Raw genomic sequence first — 20,440 nt, 5'->3', positions numbered from 1 at the left:
AACTTTTGCTGAAGTCACGAATTATAACTGCATTAATTTTGGTCCCGGTGGTGATTGCCGCACTCTTTTTGCTGCCGCCGCTGGGCTTCTCGCTGGTGACACTCGCCGTGTGTATGTTGGCGGCCTGGGAATGGGGGCAGCTAGCGGGTTTCGCCAGCCGCCATCAGCGTATCTGGGGGGCTGTCATCTGTGGTTTGGTGCTGGCCGCGATGTTGCTGGGCATGCCCGAATTTAACCGTAGCGTGCATTTACCGCTGATCGCAGGTTCCTTGTGGGCGGCGGCTGGCTGGTGGCTACTGGCGTTATTCCTGGTTTTTTTCTATCCACGATCCGCCCGTTGGTGGCGCCATTCGCGCACGATCAAGGTGCTGTTCGGCATCGTCACCATCCTGCCATTCTTCTGGGGAATGGTTGCGTTGCGTCAATATGGCTACGAGGCGAACCATTACCGGGGCGCTTGGTGGTTGCTCTATGTCATGCTGCTGGTCTGGGGAGCCGATTCCGGCGCCTATATCTTCGGTAAGCTATTCGGTAAGAACAAGCTGGCACCGAAGGTCTCTCCGGGAAAAACCTGGGAAGGATTGATCGGTGGACTGATGACCTCGGCGCTGATCTCTTGGCTGTTTGGCCGCTATGCCCCACTGGATATCGATGTCCGTATCCTGCTGATCTGTTCCGTGATCGCCGCACTGGCCTCGGTATTAGGCGATCTGACCGAGAGCATGTTTAAACGTGAGGCCGGGATTAAGGACAGCAGTCATCTGATCCCCGGTCATGGCGGCGTGCTGGATCGCATCGACAGTTTGACGGCGGCGGTGCCGGTATTCGCCTGCCTGATGCTATTGGTGTTTGGTCAGGCCTAACACGGTGGGGGAGAGGCGATGAGTAATATCCTATGGGGATTACCGGCGTTCTTGGTGGCGTTAGGCGTATTAATCACCGTACACGAGTTTGGTCACTTTTGGGTGGCGCGCCGTTGTGGTGTGCGTGTCGAGCGCTTCTCCATCGGTTTCGGCAAGGCGCTGTGGCGTCGGGTCGATCGCCGGGGTACCGAGTTTGTCGTCGCGCTGATCCCGCTGGGGGGCTACGTCAAGATGTTGGACGAGCGAGTCGAGAGCGTCTCGCCCGAGTTCCGTCATCAGGCATTCAACAATAAGAGCGTGGCGCAGCGCGCCGCGATCGTCAGCGCCGGCCCTATCGCTAATTTCTTATTCGCTATCCTCGCTTATTGGCTGGTGTTCGTCATCGGCGTGCCCAGCGTGCGTCCGGTCATCGCGGAGGTCACGCCGGATTCTATCGCCGCCGCTGCGCATATTGCGCCGGGAATGGAACTGAAGGCGGTTGACGGTGTCGATACACCGGATTGGGAGTCGGTTCGTTTGGCACTGGTCGGGCAGATCGGCGACCGCTCAACTACCTTGGGGGTCGGGCCGTTTGGCAGCGATCGGGTTACGACGAAGACTCTTGACCTCAGCGACTGGCGTTTCGACCCCGAGCGGCAGGATCCGGTGGTATCGCTGGGTATCATTCCGCGTGGGCCGACCATCGAGCCCGTGGTAGCCGCGTTACAAAAGGGATCGGCGGCGGAGAAAGCAGGTTTACAAGTAGGGGACAGGATCGTTAAAGTCAATGGCGATTCGATTAATGGTTGGCGTGATTTTGCCCTGCTAATTCGTGATAACCCCGGGCATACGTTAGCGCTGTCGGTTGAGCGGAATGGTAGTCCGCTAACGCTGGCGTTAACGCCGGAGAGTCGGCGTGTCGCGCGCGGCCAAGAACAGGGTTTCGCCGGCGTCGTGCCGCAAGTGATTCCCTTGCCGGAAGAGTACAAAACTATTCGTCAGTACGGGCCTTTCGTGGCACTGTATCAGGCGACGGATAAGACTTGGCAGCTGATGAAGCTGACGGTCTCCATGCTGGGTAAACTGATTACCGGTGATGTGAAGTTAAATAATCTGGGCGGCCCTCTCTCCATAGCACAGGGGGCGGGAGCGGCGGCCGAGTATGGCTTGGTGTATTACCTGATGTTTTTAGCGCTGATCAGCGTTAACTTGGGGATCATCAACCTGTTCCCTTTACCGGTTCTTGATGGGGGACATCTGCTGTTTCTTGCGCTGGAAAAGCTCAAGGGCGAGCCGGTGTCCGAGCGAGTTCAGGCTTTCGGCTATCGCATCGGCACGATTCTGCTGATGCTGTTTATGGGGCTTGCACTTTTCAATGATTTCTCGCGACTTTAATGCGCGGGATTGTTAGGAAGAACGCATAACAACGATGGCGATGAAAAAGTTGCTCTTAGCGTCGCTGCTGTTTGGCAGCGCAACCGTATACGGTGCAGATGGTTTCGTAGTGAAAAATATTCATTTCGAAGGACTGCAACGGGTCGCCGTCGGTGCGGCGTTACTTAACATGCCGGTTCGCGTAGGCGATACCGTCTCTGATGAGGATTTGAGTAATACCATCCGCGCGTTGTACGCCACCGGAAACTTCGAGGATGTGCGTGTCCTGCGTGATGGTAATAATCTGATCGTCCAGGTTAAGGAACGTCCGACCATCGCCAGCATTACCTTCTCCGGTAACAAGTCGGTGAAGGATGAGATGCTGAAACAGAACCTGGAGGCTTCCGGGGTCCGTGTCGGCGAGGCGTTGGATCGCACCACCCTGTCCAGCATCGAGAAGGGGCTGGAGGATTTCTACTACAGCGTCGGTAAATATAACGCTACGGTGAAGGCGGTGGTAACGCCGTTGCCACGTAATCGCGTGGATCTGAAGCTGGTGTTTACCGAGGGTAAGTCGGCGCAAATCCAGCAGATCAACATCGTGGGTAACCATGCCTTCAGTAGCGCCGATCTGTTGGGTCACTTCCAACTGCGCGATGATGTGCCGTGGTGGAACCTGATGGCCGACCGTAAGTATCAAAAACAGAAGCTGGCCGGTGATCTGGAGGCTCTGCGCAGTTATTACTTGGATCGTGGTTATGCGCGTTTTGCGATTAACTCGACCCAGGTCAGCCTGACGCCGGATAAGAAAGGTATCTACATCACCATCAACATCACCGAAGGCGATCAGTATAAGCTGCAAGGGGTGGATGTCACCGGCAATATGGCGGGTTACAGCGCCGAGATCGGTCGTTTGACTAAGGTAGAATCGGGCGAGTTGTACAACGGCGCCAAGGTCACCAAGATGGAAGACGAGATCAAGCAGCTGTTGGGTCGCTATGGTTATGCCTACCCACGCGTACAGACGCAGCCGGAGATCAATGACAAGGATAAGACCGTTATCCTGCATATGAATATCGATGCCGGTAACCGCTACTATGTTCGTCAGATCCGTTTCGTCGGTAACGATACCAGCAAAGACTCGGTACTGCGTCGTGAGATGCGTCAGATGGAAGGGTCTTGGCTGGGGAGCGATCAGGTCGAGCAGGGTAAAGAGCGTCTGAACCGTACCGGCTACTTTGAAAACGTCGACGTCGAGACCCAACGCGTGCTGGGTACGCCGGATCAGGTCGATGTGATCTACAAGGTGAAAGAGCGCAATACCGGTAGCTTTAACTTCGGTATCGGCTATGGTACCGAGAGTGGCGTTAGCTTCCAGGTCGGGGTACAGCAGGATAACTGGCTGGGCACCGGCAACGTGGTGGCGATTAACGGTACCAAGAACGACTATCAGACCTATGCCGAGCTGTCGCTGACCGACCCGTACTTTACGGTGAATGGGGTCAGCCTGGGCGGACGCCTGTTCTATAATGACTTTAAAGCCAACGACGCCGATCTGTCTGACTACACCAACAGCAGCTATGGTTTCGATGGTACCTTAGGTTTCCCGATCAACGAAAATAACTCGCTGCGTACCGGCCTGGGTTATGTGCATAACGACCTGTCTGATATGCAGCCACAGGTGTCGATGTGGCGTTATCTGCGCTCCGTGGGTCAGAACCCGAGCGATAGTAACAGCGCCAGCTACAAGGCGAACGATTATACCTGGACCGCCGGTTGGGCTTATAACAACCTGGATCGCGGTTTCTTCCCGACGGCCGGTAATAAGGCGTCGTTGAACGGTAAGATAACCCTGCCGGGCTCCGATAACGAATATTACAAGCTGACCTTTGACAGCCAGAGCTACTTCCCGATTAACCAAGATCGTACTTGGGTCGTGTTGGGGCGGACCCGTCTGGGGTATGGCAACGGCTTCGGCGGCAAAGAGATGCCGTTCTATGAGAACTTCTATGCCGGTGGTTCAGGTACCGTGCGTGGCTTCCAGTCGAATAACATCGGTCCGAAAGCGGTTTATCTGAATAGCAATGGTAGCGTGGATACCAGCAAGACCAGCGACAACGATGCGGTGGGCGGTAATGCCATGGCGGTTGCCAGCCTGGAGTTGATTACCCCGACGCCGTTCGTCAGCGAGCAGTATGCTAACTCCCTGCGAACCTCCGTGTTTATGGATGCCGGTACCGTATGGGATACTAACTGGGATCATGCGGCCTATCCGGCCCTACCGGACTACAGTAAAGCGACCAACGTGCGCATGTCTGCCGGTGTGGCGCTACAGTGGATGTCACCGCTCGGCCCGTTGGTGTTCTCCTACGCTCAACCGGTTAAGAAATATGAGGGTGATAAGTCGGAGCAGTTCCAGTTCAACATCGGTAAGACCTGGTAACCGGCTACGCGCTATCTGAGAGAGGCCTGGCGGACTCATCTGCGCAGGCCTTTAGGTATAAAGGTGCGGGATCGCATCCGCCCCTTTTTTGCATATGCTCCGCTCAGCGCGTTCTTTTCTCTGGACGTGGTGAGACACGATGGGTCGGCGCCTGTGCAGTGACGTGTCATTGACACAACTAGGTGATGGTAAGGAGTTCAAAGTGAAAAAGTGGTTATATGCCGCGGGTTTAAGCGTCGCAATGGCAGTCTCTGCCAACGTACAGGCTGCTGAGAAAATTGCCTTTGTCAACGTTGCTAGCATCTTCCAGCAATTGCCACAGCGTGAAGCGGTGGCGAAGCAGCTGGAGAGCGAGTTCAAGAGTCGTGCGACCGAGTTGCAAGGGATGGAGCGCGATCTACAGACGAAGATGCAACGTTTGCAGCGCGATGGCTCCACCATGAAAGCCAGTGAGCGTACTCGGTTAGAAAAGGAGATCACGGCACAGCGTGAAACCTTCGCCCGTAAGGCGCAAGCCTTCGAACAGGACAATCGTCGTCGCCAGATGGAAGAGCGCAACAAGCTGTTGAGCCGTATCCAAGATGCGGTACGCAGCGTGGCGAAAGATAAGGGCTACGATATGGTGATCGACGCCAACGCGTTGGCCTATTCTCAGCCGTCTGACGATATCACTGCTCAAGTATTGAAACAGGTTAAATAAGGCATGGCTTCAATTCGACTGGCTGACCTTGCTCAGCAGTTGAATGCCGAACTACACGGTGATGGCGATCTCGTCGTCACCGGCGTGGCGTCGATGCATTCAGCACAAGCGAACCAGATTACTTTTCTGTCCAACAGCCGCTATCGTGAGCAATTGGCCGCCTGCCAGGCTGGCGCCGTGGTGTTGACGCAAGCGGATCTGGCCTATTGCCCCTCGTCGGCATTGGTAGTGAAGAATCCCTACCTGACCTACGCGTTGATGGCACAGCTGATGGACAGTACGCCACAACCGGCGAGCGGCATTGCGGCGAGCGCGGTGATCGATCCGACGGCCAAGCTGGCCGCTCATGTCTCTATCGGCGCCAATGCGGTGATCGAAGAGGGCGTGGAGCTGGGCGAAGGGGCGATCATCGGCGCGGGCTGTTTCATCGGTAAGTTTGCCAAGATTGGCGCCGGCACCCGCCTGTGGGCCAACGTCAGCGTCTATCATCAGGTCGAGATCGGCGCACACTGCTTGGTGCAGTCGGGTACGGTGATCGGCAGTGATGGCTTCGGCTACGCGAACGAGCGTGGTAACTGGGTGAAGATTCCGCAGTTGGGCAGCGTGCGTATCGGCGATCGTGTCGAGATCGGCGCCTGTACCACTATCGATCGCGGCGCGTTGGATGATACCGTGATCGGTAACGGCGTGATTATCGACAACCAGTGCCAGATTGCGCACAACGTCATGATTGGCGACAATACAGCAGTTGCCGGTGGTGTTATCATGGCCGGTAGCCTCAAGATTGGCCGTTATTGCCAGATTGGCGGCGCCAGCGTGATCAATGGCCACATGGAAATTTGCGATCAGGCGGTGGTGACGGGGATGGGCATGGTGATGCGTCCGATCACCGAACCCGGCATCTACTCTTCGGGTATTCCGCTACAGCCGAATAAGACCTGGCGTAAGACGGCCGCATTGGTGATGAATATTGACGAGATCAATAAGCGTCTCAAGGCTGTCGAAAAGAAAGTTCACAGCGATTAATGCCCGCCGGGCCACCAGGCCCAATCCGATTTGCGGCCTGCATCACCTTCCCTTGCGGAGTGAGGCAGGCCGTGTTGTTTGACATCCGTTTTTTTACAGGAAGAGTATTTTGACTACTGACACTCATACTCTCAATATTTCAGAGATCTTAGAACTACTGCCGCATCGTTTCCCGTTCCTGCTGGTTGACCGTGTGTTGGATTACCAAGAGGGTAAGTTTCTGCGTGCGGTGAAGAACGTCTCCTTCAACGAGCCGTTTTTCCAGGGCCACTTCCCGGGCAAGCCGATTTTCCCCGGGGTACTGATCCTCGAAGCGATGGCACAGGCCACCGGTATCCTGGCATTTAAGAGCGTGGGTAAACTGGAGCCGGGCGAGCTGTACTATTTTGCCGGTATCGATGATGCCCGCTTTAAACGTCCGGTACACCCGGGCGATCAGATGATTCTGGAAGTCGAGTTTCTCAAGGAGCGTCGTGGTGTGGCGCGCTTCAACGGTGTTGCCAAGGTTGACGGCAAGATCGTCTGCGAGGCGTCCATGATGTGCGCTCGTAACCGTGAGGCTTAATACGTGATAGATCAAACCGCCTTTATCCATCCCAGTGCCATTGTTGAAGATGGCGCGGTGATTGGCGCCGGAGTTCATATCGGCCCCTTCTGCTATATCGGTTCTCACGTCGAGATCGGTGCGGGCAGCGTGCTCAAGTCCCATGTGGTGGTCAATGGGATCACCAAAATCGGCCGCGACAACCAGATCTATCAGTTCGCCACCCTCGGCGAAGTGAATCAGGATCTGAAGTATGCCGGTGAACCGACCCGTGTTGAGATTGGCGATCGTAACCGCATTCGCGAGAGCGTCACCGTTCATCGCGGTACGGCGCAAGGCGGTGGTCTGACACGTATCGGTAGCGATAACCTGCTGATGGTCAATACCCACGTTGCGCACGACTGTGTGATCGGCGATCGTTGTATTCTGGCGAATAACGCGACCTTGGGTGGCCATGTCTCCATCGATGACTATGCGATCATCGGTGGCATGACGGCGGTGCATCAGTTCTGCGTGATCGGTGCCCATGTGATGGTCGGTGGCTGTTCCGGCGTGGCGCAGGATGTGCCGCCGTACGTGATTGCTCAAGGTAACCACGCCACCCCGTATGGCCTGAATCTGGAAGGGCTGAAGCGTCGTGGCTTCGATAAGAGTGCCCTGCAGGCGATCCGTAACGCCTACAAGATCCTCTATCGTAGCGGTAAGACGCTGGAGGAGGCGAAGCCGGAGATCGAGGCCCTGGCGCAGCAGCAGCCGGCGGTGCAGTTGTTTGTTGACTTCTTCGCCCGCTCTACGCGTGGCATCATCCGTTAATCTATGGTGCAGGCAGCATTGGGCCAACGCCCGCTAACCATTGGTTTGGTCGCCGGGGAAACCTCCGGCGATATTCTCGGAGCCGGCCTGATCCGCGCACTGAAGGCGCGTCATCCCGACGCGCGCTTCGTCGGCGTAGCGGGTCCCTTGATGCAGGCCGAGGGCTGTGAAGCCTGGTTCGAGATGGAAGAGCTGGCGGTGATGGGGATCGTCGAGGTGCTGGAGCGCCTGCCGCGTCTGTTAACGATTCGGCGGGAGTTAACGCGACGCTTTACGGCGTTGCAGCCCGATGTCTTCGTCGGTATCGATGCGCCGGACTTCAACCTGACTCTGGAGGGGCGCCTGCATCAGCGGGGGATTCGCACCATCCACTATGTCAGCCCCTCCGTTTGGGCCTGGCGTCAGAAGCGGGTATTTAAGATTGGCCGCGCTACCGATCTGGTGTTGGCCTTCTTACCATTTGAGAAAGCCTTCTACGATCGTTTCAATGTTCCCTGTCGCTTCATCGGCCATACCATGGCCGATGCGATGCCGTTGGTGCCGGATCGCGCCGCGGCACGTCAGGCGTTGGGGATCGCCGCCGACGCGCGCTGTCTGGCATTACTGCCCGGCAGTCGTAGCGCCGAGGTGGAGATGCTGAGCGCCGATTTTTTGCGTACCGCATTGCTATTGCGCCAGCATTACCCCGACTTGCAGATCGTGGTGCCGCTGGTCAACGCCCGTCGTCGCGCACAGTTTGAGCGCATCAAGGCCGAGGTGGCGCCGGATCTGACGGCGCATCTGCTGGATGGTCAGGCGCGCAATGCCATGTACGCCAGCGATGCCGCGCTACTGGCGTCGGGGACGGCGGCCTTGGAGTGCATGTTGGCCAAGTGTCCGATGGTAGTCGCCTACCGTATGAAGCCTTTCACCTTCTGGCTGGCGCAACGCCTGGTGAAAACCGAGTTTGTCTCACTGCCGAATCTGTTGGCCGGTCGCGAGTTGGTGCCGGAGCTGTTGCAGCATGACTGTGAACCCACGCGTCTGGCGCAGGCGTTGACGCCGTTGCTGGCCGACGGTGCGCAGAGCGAGGCGCTGAAGCAGACCTTCCTGCAACTGCATCGCCAGATCCGCTGTGGCGCTGACGAGCAGGCGGCCGAGGCGGTGCTGGCGTTGGCCGATAGGCCTCAGGAGTCGATGCATGAGTGATATCTTTATTTATCCTGCCGCCGAGCGTATCGCCGGTGTGGATGAGGTCGGGCGTGGCCCGCTGGTCGGCGCGGTAGTGACGGCGGCGGTGATCCTCGATCCGGCGCGTCCTATCAGGGGGCTCGCGGACTCGAAGAAGTTAAGCGAGAAGCGGCGCAACGCGCTGTATGACGAGATCGTCGAGAAGGCATTGTGCTGGAGCCTTGGCCGTGCCGAGCCGGAGGAGATCGATCGTCTGAATATCCTACAGGCCACCATGGTGGCGATGCAGCGCGCGGTGGCGGGGCTGACGTTGCCGCCGGATTTGGTGCTGATCGATGGCAATCGTTGCCCAGCCTTGCCCATGGCGGCCCAGGCGGTGGTGAAGGGCGATAGTCGCGTCGCGGAGATCAGCGCCGCCTCGATCCTGGCCAAGGTGACCCGAGACCGCGAGATGGCGGCATTGGATCGTCAGTACCCGGCGTATGGTTTCGCCCAACATAAGGGCTATCCTACCGCCTTACATCTGGCGCGTCTGGCGGAGCTGGGCGCGACCGATCAACATCGTCGCAGCTTTGCGCCGGTGAAGCGGGTCTTGGGCCTGTGATGGCTCATTCCTCCACGGTATGAGTTTGTTTTCTGGTATTAAAGGGTAATCGTTCGATGGCGGAGCCGCGTTTCATACATCTGCATGTGCACAGTGACTATTCGATGATCGACGGGCTGGCAAAGACCAGTCCCCTGGTCAAGAAGGTCGCTGCGCTGGGGATGCCCGCTTTCGCCATCACCGATCATACCAATCTGTGCGGCCTGGTGAAGTTTTATGGCAGCGCGCATGGGGCCGGGATCAAGCCGTTGGTCGGTGCCGATGTGCTGGTGCGTAGCGAGATGATGGGGGATGAGCTGGCGTCGTTGACCATCCTGGCTAGCGATAATACCGGCTACCAGAACCTGACCCAACTGATCTCGCACGCCTACCAGCGCGGTTACGGTGCCGAGGGTCCCACCATCGATCGTGACTGGTTAGTGCAATACCGCCAGGGCTTAATCTTGCTGTCGGGCGCCCGTCAGGGTGACGTCGGTAAGCTCCTGTTACGCGGTAATCAGGCGTTGGTCAACGAATGCGTCGATTTCTACCAGCGTTACTTCCCCGATTGTTATTTCCTCGAACTGGTGCGAACCGGGCGTCCCGACGAGGAGAATTACCTTCACATGGCGGTGGAGCTGGCGCAGCAGCGTGATCTGCCGCTGGTGGCCAGCAATGACGTCCGCTTCTTGGAGGCATCGGACTTCGACGCGCATGAGATCCGGGTGGCGATCCATGACGGCTATACCCTGGATGATCCGAAGCGTCCGCGTAACTATAGCGCTCAGCAATATATGCGTAGCGAGGCGGAGATGTGCGAGCTATTCGCCGATCTGCCGGAGGCGCTGCAAAATAGCGTAGAGATTGCTAAGCGTTGTAACGTCACGATTCGCCTCGGCGAGTACTTTCTGCCGCAATTCCCGACTGGGGAGATGACGACGGAAGCGTTCCTGGTGAAGAAGGCGCACGAGGGGTTAGAGGAGCGTCTGACGTTCCTGTTCCCCGATGAGGCGGAGCGCGCGCGGTGCCGTCCGCCGTACGATGAGCGTCTGGAGATCGAGCTGAAGGTGATCAACCAGATGGGGTTCCCCGGCTACTTCTTGATCGTGATGGAGTTTATCCAATGGTCGAAGGATAACGGGGTACCGGTCGGCCCGGGGCGTGGCTCTGGTGCGGGCTCGCTGGTCGCCTATTCGCTGAAGATCACCGACCTGGATCCATTAGCCTTCGATCTGCTGTTCGAACGCTTCCTCAACCCGGAACGTGTCTCGATGCCCGACTTCGACGTCGACTTCTGCATGGAGAAACGCGATCGGGTGATCGATCACGTCGCCGAGATGTATGGTCGCGAGGCGGTGTCGCAGATCATCACCTTCGGCACCATGGCGGCCAAGGCGGTGATCCGTGATGTCGGTCGCGTCCTGGGGCATCCTTACGGCTTCGTCGACCGCATCTCCAAGCTGGTGCCGCCCGATCCGGGCATGACCTTGGCCAAGGCCTTCGAGGCGGAGCCTCAGTTGCCGGAGATCTACGAGGCGGACGAAGAGGTGCGCGCGCTGATCGACATGGCCCGCAAGCTGGAAGGGGTGACACGCAACGCCGGTAAACATGCCGGTGGGGTGGTGATCTCCCCCACCAAGATCACCGATTTTGCGCCACTGTATTGCGATGCCGAGGGGAATCATCCGGTCACGCAGTTCGATAAGAGCGACGTGGAGTATGCCGGGTTGGTGAAGTTTGACTTCCTCGGCCTGCGTACCCTGACCATCATCAACTGGGCGTTGGAGATGATCAACGCGCGTCGCGCTCGCCATGGGCTGGAGCCGGTGGATATCGCCGCCATCCCGCTCGATGATCAGAAGAGTTTCGACATCCTGCAACGCGCGGAAACCACGGCGGTATTCCAGTTGGAATCGCGTGGGATGAAGGATCTGATCAAGCGGCTGAAGCCAGACTGCTTCGAAGATATGATCGCCTTGGTGGCGTTGTTCCGACCGGGGCCGTTGCAGTCGGGGATGGTGGATAACTTCATCGACCGTAAGCATGGGCGTGAGGAGCTCTCCTACCCGGACCGCGAGTGGCAGCATGAAAGCTTGAAGCCGGTGCTGGAGCCGACTTACGGCGTCATCTTGTACCAAGAACAGGTGATGCAGATCGCCCAGGTGCTGGCCGGCTACTCGCTGGGCGGGGCGGATCTGTTGCGCCGTGCGATGGGGAAGAAAAAGCCGGAGGAGATGGCCAAGCAGCGCTCGGTGTTTGAGGAGGGAGCCAGGAACAACGGCGTCGACGGCGAGCTGGCGATGCACATCTTCGACCTGGTGGAGAAGTTCGCCGGTTATGGCTTCAACAAGTCGCACTCTGCCGCCTATGCGCTGGTCTCTTATCAGACCTTATGGTTGAAGACGCACTATCCCGCGGAATTTATGGCGGCGGTGATGACGGCCGATATGGATAACACCGACAAGGTCGTCGGGCTGGTGGATGAGTGTTGGCGCATGGGGCTGAAGATCCTACCGCCGGACATCAACAGTGGGCAGTACCACTTCCACGTCAATGATGAAGGCGAGATCGTCTACGGTATCGGCGCTATCAAGGGGGTAGGGGAGGGGCCTATCGAGGCGATCATCGAGGCGCGTAACCGCGGTGAGCAGGGCTATTTCAAGGATCTGTTCGACCTGTGCGCCCGAACCGACACCAAGAAGCTGAACCGTCGGGTGATGGAAAAGCTGATCATGTCTGGTGCCTTCGATCGTTTGGGGCCGCATCGTGCCGCGTTGATGAGCTCGTTGAATGATGCACTCAAGGCCGCCGAGCAGCATGCGCGCGCCGAGGCTATCGGCCAGGCCGATATGTTCGGTGTCCTGGCCGAGGAGCCGGAGCAGGTCGAGAAGTCCTATGGTAGTGTGCCACCCTGGCCACCACAGATGGTGTTGGACGGTGAGCGCGAGACCTTGGGGCTGTATCTGACCGGCCACCCGATCACTCAATACCTGAAGGAGATCGAACGCTATGCTGGCGGCGGTCGCCTGAAGGATATGCATCCGACGGAGCGTGGTAAGATGACCACCGCCGTTGGCCTGGTGCTGGGCGCCAGGGTGATGACCACCAAGCGTGGTAACCGCATCGGGATGTGTACCCTCGACGATCGCTCCGGTCGTCTTGAGGTGATGTTGTTCACCGATGCGCTGGAAAAATACCAGCATTTGTTGGAAAAAGACCGTATCCTGATCGCCAGTGGACAGGTCAGCTTTGATGACTTTAGCGGCGGCCTTAAAATGATCGCCCGCGAGCTCATGGATATCAGCGAAGCCCGTGAAAAATATGCTCGCGGACTTGCCATCTCGCTGACCGACAGGCAAATTGATGATCAGCTTTTAAACCGTCTCCGTGAAGCGTTGGAACCACATCGTTCGGGGACGATCCCAGTTCATCTCTATTATCAGCGCGCGGATGCGCGAGCCAGGGTCCGTTTTGGCGCGGCCTGGCGCGTGACGCCGACAGATCGTCTGTTGCTCGATCTACGTACGCTGGTGGGGAACGAACAAGTTGAACTGGAATTTGACTAATATAGGAATACTATGAGTCTGAATTTTCTGGATTTTGAACAGCCGATTGCCGAACTCGAAGCGAAGATCGACTCGCTGAACGCACTCAGCCGTCAAGACGAAAAATTGGATATTAATATCGACGAAGAGGTTCAACGTCTGCGTGACAAGAGTGTTGAACTGACGCGTAAGATTTTTTCCGATCTGGGAGCCTGGCAAATTGCTCAGTTGGCGCGTCATCCGCGTCGTCCCTATACCTTGGATTATATTCAGCATATCTTTACCGATTTCGATGAACTGGCTGGCGATCGTGCCTTCGCCGACGATAAAGCTATCGTTGGTGGTATGGCGCGTCTGAATGGCCGTCCAGTGATGGTGATTGGTCATCAGAAGGGGCGCGAGACCAAAGAGAAGATCCGTCGCAACTTCGGCATGCCTGCGCCGGAAGGTTACCGTAAGGCCTTGCGCCTGATGGAGATGGCCGAGCGCTTTAACTTACCGATTATTACCTTTATCGATACCCCGGGGGCTTATCCGGGCGTGGGGGCGGAAGAGCGCGGTCAGTCCGAGGCGATCGCACGCAACTTGCGTGAGATGTCCGGCTTGAAGGTCCCGGTGATCTGCACGGTAATTGGTGAGGGTGGCTCCGGCGGCGCGTTGGCTATCGGGGTGGGCGACAAGGTCAACATGTTGCAATACAGCACCTATTCGGTGATCTCACCGGAGGGGTGTGCCTCGATTCTGTGGAAGAGCGCCGACAAGGCACCGTTGGCCGCGGAAGCGATGGGCATTACCGCCCCGCGTCTACAGGAGCTGAAGCTGATCGATTCGGTGATCCCAGAACCGTTGGGCGGCGCGCATCGTGATCCGCAGACCATGGCGGCTACCCTGAAGACGCAGTTGGTCGCCGATTTGGCTGAACTGGACGCGTTGGAGACCGAAGAGCTCCTCGATCGCCGCTATCAACGCCTGATGAACTACGGCTACTGCTGATCGGGCTTTATTCTCCCGCCTTTCTACTTATCAAGCCCGCCTGTCGGGCTTGATGTCTTTATTTCTTGTATATTTTCCACAGTGAGACGCTAACCTTTTTTGTGCAGACGCGGCATAATCCGCCAAACATTGTCACCCCTTTGGAGATACAGTGAAGCTCAACCGTATCCATCACATCGCCATTATCGCCTCGGATTATGCGCGTAGTAAGGCGTTTTATTGTAACATTCTCGGATTTTCCTTAATCAATGAGCATTATCGCGCCGATCGCGACTCTTGGAAGGGCGATCTGGCACTGGATGGCGTCTATACGCTGGAGTTGTTTTCCTTTCCCTCCCCACCAGCGCGTGTTTCCGCACCTGAGGCATGTGGCTTGCGCCATCTGGCTTTCGGTGTGAGCGATCTGGCGCTCGCGATCGCCGAGCTTGCTGAGCAGGGAGTGGCGTGTGAGCCGGTACGACGCGATGAGAACAGCGGGCGCTGTTTTACCTTTTTGCGCGATCCCGATGGATTACCGTTAGAGTTGTATCAGGATTGATTTACTAACAAAATAGTTACTTTGATAAATTAATAGACGGCGTGTAGGTGTTACTTTAAGCACTATGCTAGTATGACACGTTTTAGACTTTTCTCTCCGGGCAATTAGTACACTATGCAAGAGCAAACTTTCCGCGTAGGCGAGTGGTTAGTACTGGCAGCAGATAACAAAATCACTCGCGAAGGACGCGTGTTGGTACTTGAGCCCAGACTCATCGATATGTTGAGCTACTTTGCTCACCATCCGGATACGGTGCTGAGTCGGGATGAACTGATTGACAACGTATGGAAACGAAATATCGTCACCAATCACGTTGTGACTCAGTGCATCTCTGAATTACGGAAGTACCTCAAGGATGGACGTACCGAGGCCCCCGAGTACATCGTGACCGTGCCGAAGCGCGGCTACAAGTTGGTTGAGCCGGTGCTCTGGTGTAACGGGGAGAGTAGTGAACTCGCGCTGGCGAGCGCCACGTCGCTAGAGTCGTCTAGCGCGCCGCTGAGCGGCCGCGTGGAGGCGTCGCCTACGGCAGAGGCACCGCCTCAGACATCCGCGCCTCCCGTGTCGCCACGCACGCCCGTGGAGATGCCGGTGGCGCAAGCGGCCGCACCGGCCTCACCGCTATCCGAGCGAGCGGCAGAGTCAGAGGTTGCGCCACTTACGCGTATTCCGCGTTATAAACGCTCCTCTTTCTGGGTCTGGGTGGCATTTTTGACCGCGTTGCTGCTCTGTGTCAGTTTCGTTGGCTTAGCGGTGTTCAGTAATCGCGTCCCGGTAGCCCCTCAGCCGATGTTGCTCAACCCGCGCGACATCGATATCCGCATCCAGGGCGGGAACAGTTGCAGTAATTGGACCAATCAACTCTCCTATGTCGTGGGGTTGAGTGAGGAGCTGACTCAAGGGTTAAACACCTACTCCACCTTCCTGGTCCACGATCAGACCAACTACAACTATGGCGGCCCCAGTAGCTCGGGTAAGTCGTTGTATATCGAGTTCGTCAACCAACGCCACTATCGGGCGCAACAGTGTTTCCTCTCGGTACGCCTGGTCGATAATGCCGACAACTCGGTGATGCTGGAGAAGCGTTACTTCATCACTCCGGATAATTTGCTGAGTGTGCAGAAGGACTTCGTCGATAGCATTTTCTCCGTTCTCAAGGTCAAGATGCCGCCTTCCTTGGCGTTGCGCTACGATACGCTGGTACCGACTCATAGCCAGATGTTGCAACAGTATTATCAGGCCCATCAATTGTTGCTACAGGGTGATGGCGAGTCGCTGAACCAAGCGAACCGTCTGTTGGCGCAGCTGATCAAACAAGACCCTGATTTCGTCTATGCTAAAGCGGAGAAGGCGTTGGTCGACATTCTGCTTAACTCTTATCAGCCCCTGAGTGCACCACAACTGACGGCGTTGCGTCAGGAGATTAATGAGGTGGAGCAGAATAAGCTGTTGCAGGGAACCCCCATTATTCAGCAGATTTATACTGTCGACTATCTGGGGCAGGGGAAGGTTGAACAAGCGTTTGCCGCCATCAATAAGGGTATCGAGCTGGAGATGTCCTGGCTGAACTATGTCTTGCTGGGTAAAGTGTACGAATTGAAGGGGCAGAATAACCAGGCGGCAGATGCCTATATCACTGCATTTAATCTACGTCCGGGTAACAACACCCTGTATTGGATTAAGAATGGCGTCTTTCAAACGAATATTGAACGCGTCGCCCCCTACCTGCTTAATTATGACGCAGAAAAAATCGAGTAGATTTGTATTATAAATAATCAAGCCCGCCGGCAATGATGTCGGCGGGCTTTTTTATTCCCCTCATCCTGAGTGTTAAATCTCAACTTTGTTCATGTCTCTATGGCTTTTAGTTACTTTTGTGTGACAAATACGGTTAGCCTTTTGTTGCTTTTTTTGTGTTTTTATTGTGCGATTTCTTCATGTCATTTTTATGTCAACAGAATGATTTATAAGGCTTTATATGCCTGCTCTTGATGTTTTTTGGGGTGAGGGAGAAAAACATCAAGATGTCATTTATTGCGACACGCTGAGAATTTAACTTTACCTTTAGGACTTTGCTTTACCGGGTCATTACTATGCCTGCCATCAAGTCGACCACTCGCTAGCTATATGCGTAAAGCCGACTTATCTGAAAATTAATCAGGAGCAACTTGACCATGTCATCGAGCAAAAAAATCGGGCTTATCGCCTGTACCGGTGTTGTTGCCGGTAATATGATGGGGAGCGGCATCGCACTTCTGCCTGCAAACCTGGCGAGTTTAGGTTCTATCGCCATTTTCGGCTGGATCATTTCTCTGGTTGGTGCCATGTCTCTGGCGTATGTTTATGCCCGACTGGCTACCAAGAACCCGCAGCAGGGTGGCCCGATTGCCTATGCTGGTGAGGTTGGCCCTGCATTCGGTTTCCAGACCGGTGTTCTTTACTACCATGCAAACTGGATCGGTAACCTGGCGATCGGCATCACCGCCGTCTCTTACCTGTCTACCTTCTTCCCGCTGCTGAACAGCCCGGTACCGGCAGGTATCGCCTGTATCGCCATCGTTTGGATCTTCACCTTCGTTAACATGCTGGGTGGTACCTGGGTGAGCCGTCTGACCACTATCGGTCTGGTTCTGGTACTGATCCCGGTTGTGGGCACCGCCATCGCTGGTTGGGCCTGGTTCGATCCGGCCGTTTATCACGCTAACTGGAACACCTCTGGCGGTACTGATACTCACGCTGTCGTCAAGAGTATCCTGCTGTGCCTGTGGGCGTTCGTTGGGGTTGAATCTGCCGCAGTCAGTACCGGTATGGTGAAGAATCCGCAGCGTACCGTTCCGCTGGCTACCATGATGGGTACCTGCCTGGCCGGTATCGTCTACATCGCCGCGACTCAGGTTATCGCCGGTATGTTCCCGGCCAGTGAAATGGCTGCTTCCGGTGCACCGTTCGCCGTCTCCGCCTCTGCGATGGTCGGTCATTGGGCTGGTCCGGTCGTCTCTGCCTTCACCGCATTTGCCTGCCTGACTTCATTGGGTTCTTGGATGATGCTGGTTGGCCAGGCGGGTGTTCGCGCCGCCAACGATGGCAACTTCCCGAAAGTTTACGGTGAACTGGATAAGAACGGCATTCCGAAGAAAGGCCTGCTGCTGGCTTCCGTGAAAATGACTGTCCTGATGGTACTGATCACCATCCTGAACGCCAGCGGCGGTAAAGCCTCTGACCTGTTCGGCATGCTGACGGGTATCGCCGTACTGCTGACCATGCTGCCGTACTTCTACTCTTGCGTTGACCTGATTCGCTTCGAAGGTGCCAACGTTAAGAACATCATGAGTCTGGTTGCCGCTGTACTGGGTTGCTGCTTCTGCTTCATCGCACTGATGGGTGCGGGCAACATGGAGCTGTCCGGTACCTTCATCGTCAGCCTGATCATCCTGATGTTCTATGCACGCAAGATGAACACCCGCAAGGCACAGAATACTGAAAACAACAGTAACGCCGCGGCATAAGTAAATAAGCTACACGATTTCGTAATCCTAACGATTACACACAGCAAGTAATTTAACGACTTTATCCAGCCTCTCTCTACTATGACGCGTTCCAACGCACGCGGAGAGAGGCCCGCATTTTGCCTGGAGAATTAAAGTATGAATATTATTGCCATCCTTAATCACATGGGTGTTTACTTCAAAGAAGAACCCATCCGTGAACTGCATAAGGCACTGGAAGCTCAGAATTTTCAGATCGTTTATCCGAACGACCGTGAAGACCTGCTGAAGTTGATCGACAATAACGCCCGTCTGTGCGGCGTCATCTTCGACTGGGATACTTATAACCTGGACCTGTGCCGTGACATCAGCGAGATGAACGAGCATCTGCCGGTTTACGCTTTCGCCAACACCCACTCTACGCTGGATGTTAGCCTGAGCGATCTGCGTCTGAACGTTGAATTCTTCGAATACGCCCTGGGTGCAGCCGAAGACATCGCCCTGAAAATCCGTCAGAGCACCGACGCTTACGTAGACGAAATCCTGCCGCCGCTGACCAAGGCGCTGTTCAACTACGTGAAAGAAGGCAAGTACACCTTCTGTACGCCGGGCCACATGGGCGGCACCGCGTTCCAGAAGAGCCCGGTAGGTAGCCTGTTCTATGATTTCTACGGCGCTAACGCCATGAAATCTGACATCTCCATCTCCGTTTCCGAGCTGGGCTCTCTGCTGGACCACACCGGTCCGCATAAAGAAGCCGAAGAGTACATCGCACGTACCTTCAACGCTGAACGCAGCTACATGGTGACCAACGGTACGTCAACCGCCAACAAGATTGTTGGTATGTACTCCGCACCGGCCGGCAGCACCATCATGATCGACCGTAACTGCCACAAGTCTCTGACTCACCTGATGATGATGAGCGACGTTACGCCGATCTACTTCCGTCCGACCCGTAACGCCTACGGTATCCTGGGTGGTATTCCGAAGAGCGAATTCGCTCGTGAAACCATCGAAGAGCGTGTGAAGAACACCCCGAACGCGACCTGGCCGGTACACGCCGTAGTGACCAACTCCACCTACGACGGTCTGTTCTACAACGCGGAATACATCAAGAAGACCCTGGATGTTAAATCCATCCACTTCGACTCAGCTTGGGTGCCTTACACCAACTTCAGCCCGATCTACAAAGGCCTGTGCGGCATGAGTGGCGATCGTGTAGAAGGCAAGGTGATCTATGAAACCCAGTCTACTCACAAACTGCTGGCGGCCTTCTCTCAGGCATCCATGATCCACGTTAAAGGTGACATCAACGAAGAAACCTTCAACGAAGCGTTCATGATGCATACCTCTACCTCTCCGCACTACGGTATCGTGGCTTCCATCGAAACCGCTGCGGCGATGATGAAGGGTAATGCTGGTAAGCGCCTGATTAACGGTTCTATCGAACGTGCTATCCGCTTCCGTAAAGAGATCAAACGCCTGCGTTCCGAGTCTGATGGCTGGTTCTTCGACGTATGGCAGCCGGAGCACATCGACGAAGCGAAATGCTGGAACCTGGATCCGAAAGAATCTTGGCACGGCTTTAAAGACATCGATGAGAACCACATGTTCCTCGACCCGATCAAAGTCACTCTGCTGACTCCGGGGATGAAGGAAGATGGCACCATGGCGGATACCGGTATCCCGGCATCTATCGTGGCTAAGTACCTGGATGAGCATGGCATCATCGTTGAGAAGACCGGTCCGTACAACCTGCTGTTCCTGTTCAGCATCGGTATCGATAAGACCAAGGCGATGAGCCTGCTGCGTGGTCTGACCGACTTCAAACGTGCCTACGACCTGAACCTGCGCGTTAAGAACATGCTGCCTTCACTGTACCGTGAAGATCCGGAGTTCTATGAAAACATGCGTATTCAGGAACTGGCTCAAGGCATCCACGCACTGATTCAGCATCACAACCTGCCGGATCTGATGTACCGTGCCTTCGAAGTTCTGCCGACCATGGTGATGAACCCGCACAACGCATTCCAGATGGAACTGCGCGGTCAGACCGAAGAGGTTTACCTCGAAGAGATGATCGGCAAAGTCAACGCCAACATGATCCTGCCGTACCCGCCGGGAGTTCCGCTGGTAATGCCGGGTGAAATGCTGACCGAAGAAAGCCGTCCGGTACTGGAGTTCCTGCAGATGCTGTGCGAAATCGGTGCTCACTACCCGGGCTTCGAAACCGACATCCACGGCGCTTATCGTCAGGCTGATGGTCGTTACACAGTGAAAGTTCTGAAAACAGAACAGAAGTAATCGCTGATGACCGAGGGCGCCCCAGTAGGGGGCGCCCTTTATTTTTCCCCTTATCGTATCCCCCCGCTTTCAGGGAGACT

At 55.9% G+C, this 20,440-nt stretch carries 15 protein-coding genes; all 15 read left to right on the top strand.

The genetic code is table 11. From position 1 onward, the window contains the following. Positions 1 to 5: 5 nt before the first annotated feature. The 15 genes from cdsA to DCL27_RS12820 all read left to right on the top strand — a co-directional run bounded on the left by cdsA (position 6) and on the right by DCL27_RS12820 (position 20,360). A complete protein-coding gene (cdsA, locus tag DCL27_RS12890; RefSeq protein WP_005294973.1) occupies positions 6 to 863 on the top strand; it encodes a phosphatidate cytidylyltransferase in 858 nt (285 codons plus the stop codon). 18 nt (positions 864 to 881) lie between these two features. Further along, positions 882 to 2,237 (top strand): sigma E protease regulator RseP, encoded by a 1,356-nt coding sequence (rseP, locus tag DCL27_RS12885; protein WP_035597750.1) that lies wholly within the window; start codon positions 882 to 884, stop codon positions 2,235 to 2,237. Positions 2,238 to 2,271: 34 nt separating this feature from the next. Continuing rightward, positions 2,272 to 4,659: an outer membrane protein assembly factor BamA gene (gene bamA / locus DCL27_RS12880; protein ID WP_035597747.1), complete on the top strand. Its 2,388-nt coding sequence runs from the start codon at positions 2,272 to 2,274 to the stop codon at positions 4,657 to 4,659. Positions 4,660 to 4,861: 202 nt separating this feature from the next. Beyond that, complete coding sequence (skp, locus tag DCL27_RS12875) at positions 4,862 to 5,359, top strand: molecular chaperone Skp (protein ID WP_005294976.1); 498 nt, start codon at positions 4,862 to 4,864, stop codon at positions 5,357 to 5,359. 3 nt (positions 5,360 to 5,362) lie between these two features. Beyond that, on the top strand, positions 5,363 to 6,385 hold the full coding sequence (gene lpxD, locus DCL27_RS12870; protein ID WP_005282944.1) for a UDP-3-O-(3-hydroxymyristoyl)glucosamine N-acyltransferase: 1,023 nt from the start codon (positions 5,363 to 5,365) through the stop codon (positions 6,383 to 6,385). A gap of 109 nt (positions 6,386 to 6,494) precedes the next feature. Then, positions 6,495 to 6,950, top strand: coding sequence for a 3-hydroxyacyl-ACP dehydratase FabZ (gene fabZ, locus DCL27_RS12865; protein ID WP_005282947.1), 456 nt, complete (start codon positions 6,495 to 6,497; stop codon positions 6,948 to 6,950). A gap of 3 nt (positions 6,951 to 6,953) precedes the next feature. Continuing rightward, positions 6,954 to 7,742 (top strand): acyl-ACP--UDP-N-acetylglucosamine O-acyltransferase, encoded by a 789-nt coding sequence (gene lpxA / locus DCL27_RS12860; RefSeq protein WP_035597744.1) that lies wholly within the window; start codon positions 6,954 to 6,956, stop codon positions 7,740 to 7,742. A 3-nt stretch (positions 7,743 to 7,745) separates the two neighbouring features. Beyond that, positions 7,746 to 8,930, top strand: coding sequence for a lipid-A-disaccharide synthase (gene lpxB, locus DCL27_RS12855; RefSeq protein WP_035597741.1), 1,185 nt, complete (start codon positions 7,746 to 7,748; stop codon positions 8,928 to 8,930). Continuing rightward, positions 8,923 to 9,516: a ribonuclease HII gene (rnhB, locus tag DCL27_RS12850; protein WP_005282958.1), complete on the top strand. Its 594-nt coding sequence runs from the start codon at positions 8,923 to 8,925 to the stop codon at positions 9,514 to 9,516. Before lpxB ends, rnhB begins: the two co-directional genes overlap by 8 nt. Positions 9,517 to 9,572: 56 nt before the next feature. Beyond that, on the top strand, positions 9,573 to 13,061 hold the full coding sequence (dnaE, locus tag DCL27_RS12845) for a DNA polymerase III subunit alpha (protein ID WP_035597737.1): 3,489 nt from the start codon (positions 9,573 to 9,575) through the stop codon (positions 13,059 to 13,061). A 12-nt stretch (positions 13,062 to 13,073) separates the two neighbouring features. Then, complete coding sequence (gene accA, locus DCL27_RS12840; protein WP_035597734.1) at positions 13,074 to 14,033, top strand: acetyl-CoA carboxylase carboxyl transferase subunit alpha; 960 nt, start codon at positions 13,074 to 13,076, stop codon at positions 14,031 to 14,033. A gap of 151 nt (positions 14,034 to 14,184) precedes the next feature. Continuing rightward, positions 14,185 to 14,571, top strand: a complete 387-nt coding sequence (locus tag DCL27_RS12835; protein WP_035597731.1) for a VOC family protein — start codon at positions 14,185 to 14,187, stop codon at positions 14,569 to 14,571. A gap of 114 nt (positions 14,572 to 14,685) precedes the next feature. Then, positions 14,686 to 16,329 carry a lysine decarboxylation/transport transcriptional activator CadC gene (gene cadC / locus DCL27_RS12830; protein ID WP_005282973.1) on the top strand — a complete coding sequence of 548 codons (1,644 nt, stop codon included), beginning with the start codon at positions 14,686 to 14,688 and terminating at the stop codon, positions 16,327 to 16,329. A gap of 416 nt (positions 16,330 to 16,745) precedes the next feature. Continuing rightward, positions 16,746 to 18,077, top strand: coding sequence for a cadaverine/lysine antiporter (gene cadB / locus DCL27_RS12825; RefSeq protein ID WP_005282978.1), 1,332 nt, complete (start codon positions 16,746 to 16,748; stop codon positions 18,075 to 18,077). A 138-nt stretch (positions 18,078 to 18,215) separates the two neighbouring features. Beyond that, positions 18,216 to 20,360: a lysine decarboxylase CadA gene (locus tag DCL27_RS12820; RefSeq protein ID WP_005282982.1), complete on the top strand. Its 2,145-nt coding sequence runs from the start codon at positions 18,216 to 18,218 to the stop codon at positions 20,358 to 20,360. Positions 20,361 to 20,440: the final 80 nt, after the last annotated feature.

This window comes from Edwardsiella tarda ATCC 15947 = NBRC 105688 (genome assembly GCF_003113495.2).
Lineage (GTDB): Bacteria > Pseudomonadota > Gammaproteobacteria > Enterobacterales > Enterobacteriaceae > Edwardsiella > Edwardsiella tarda.
The sequence above is the reverse complement of the archived record's forward strand: the minus strand, read 5'-3'. Positions and strand labels throughout refer to the sequence as shown.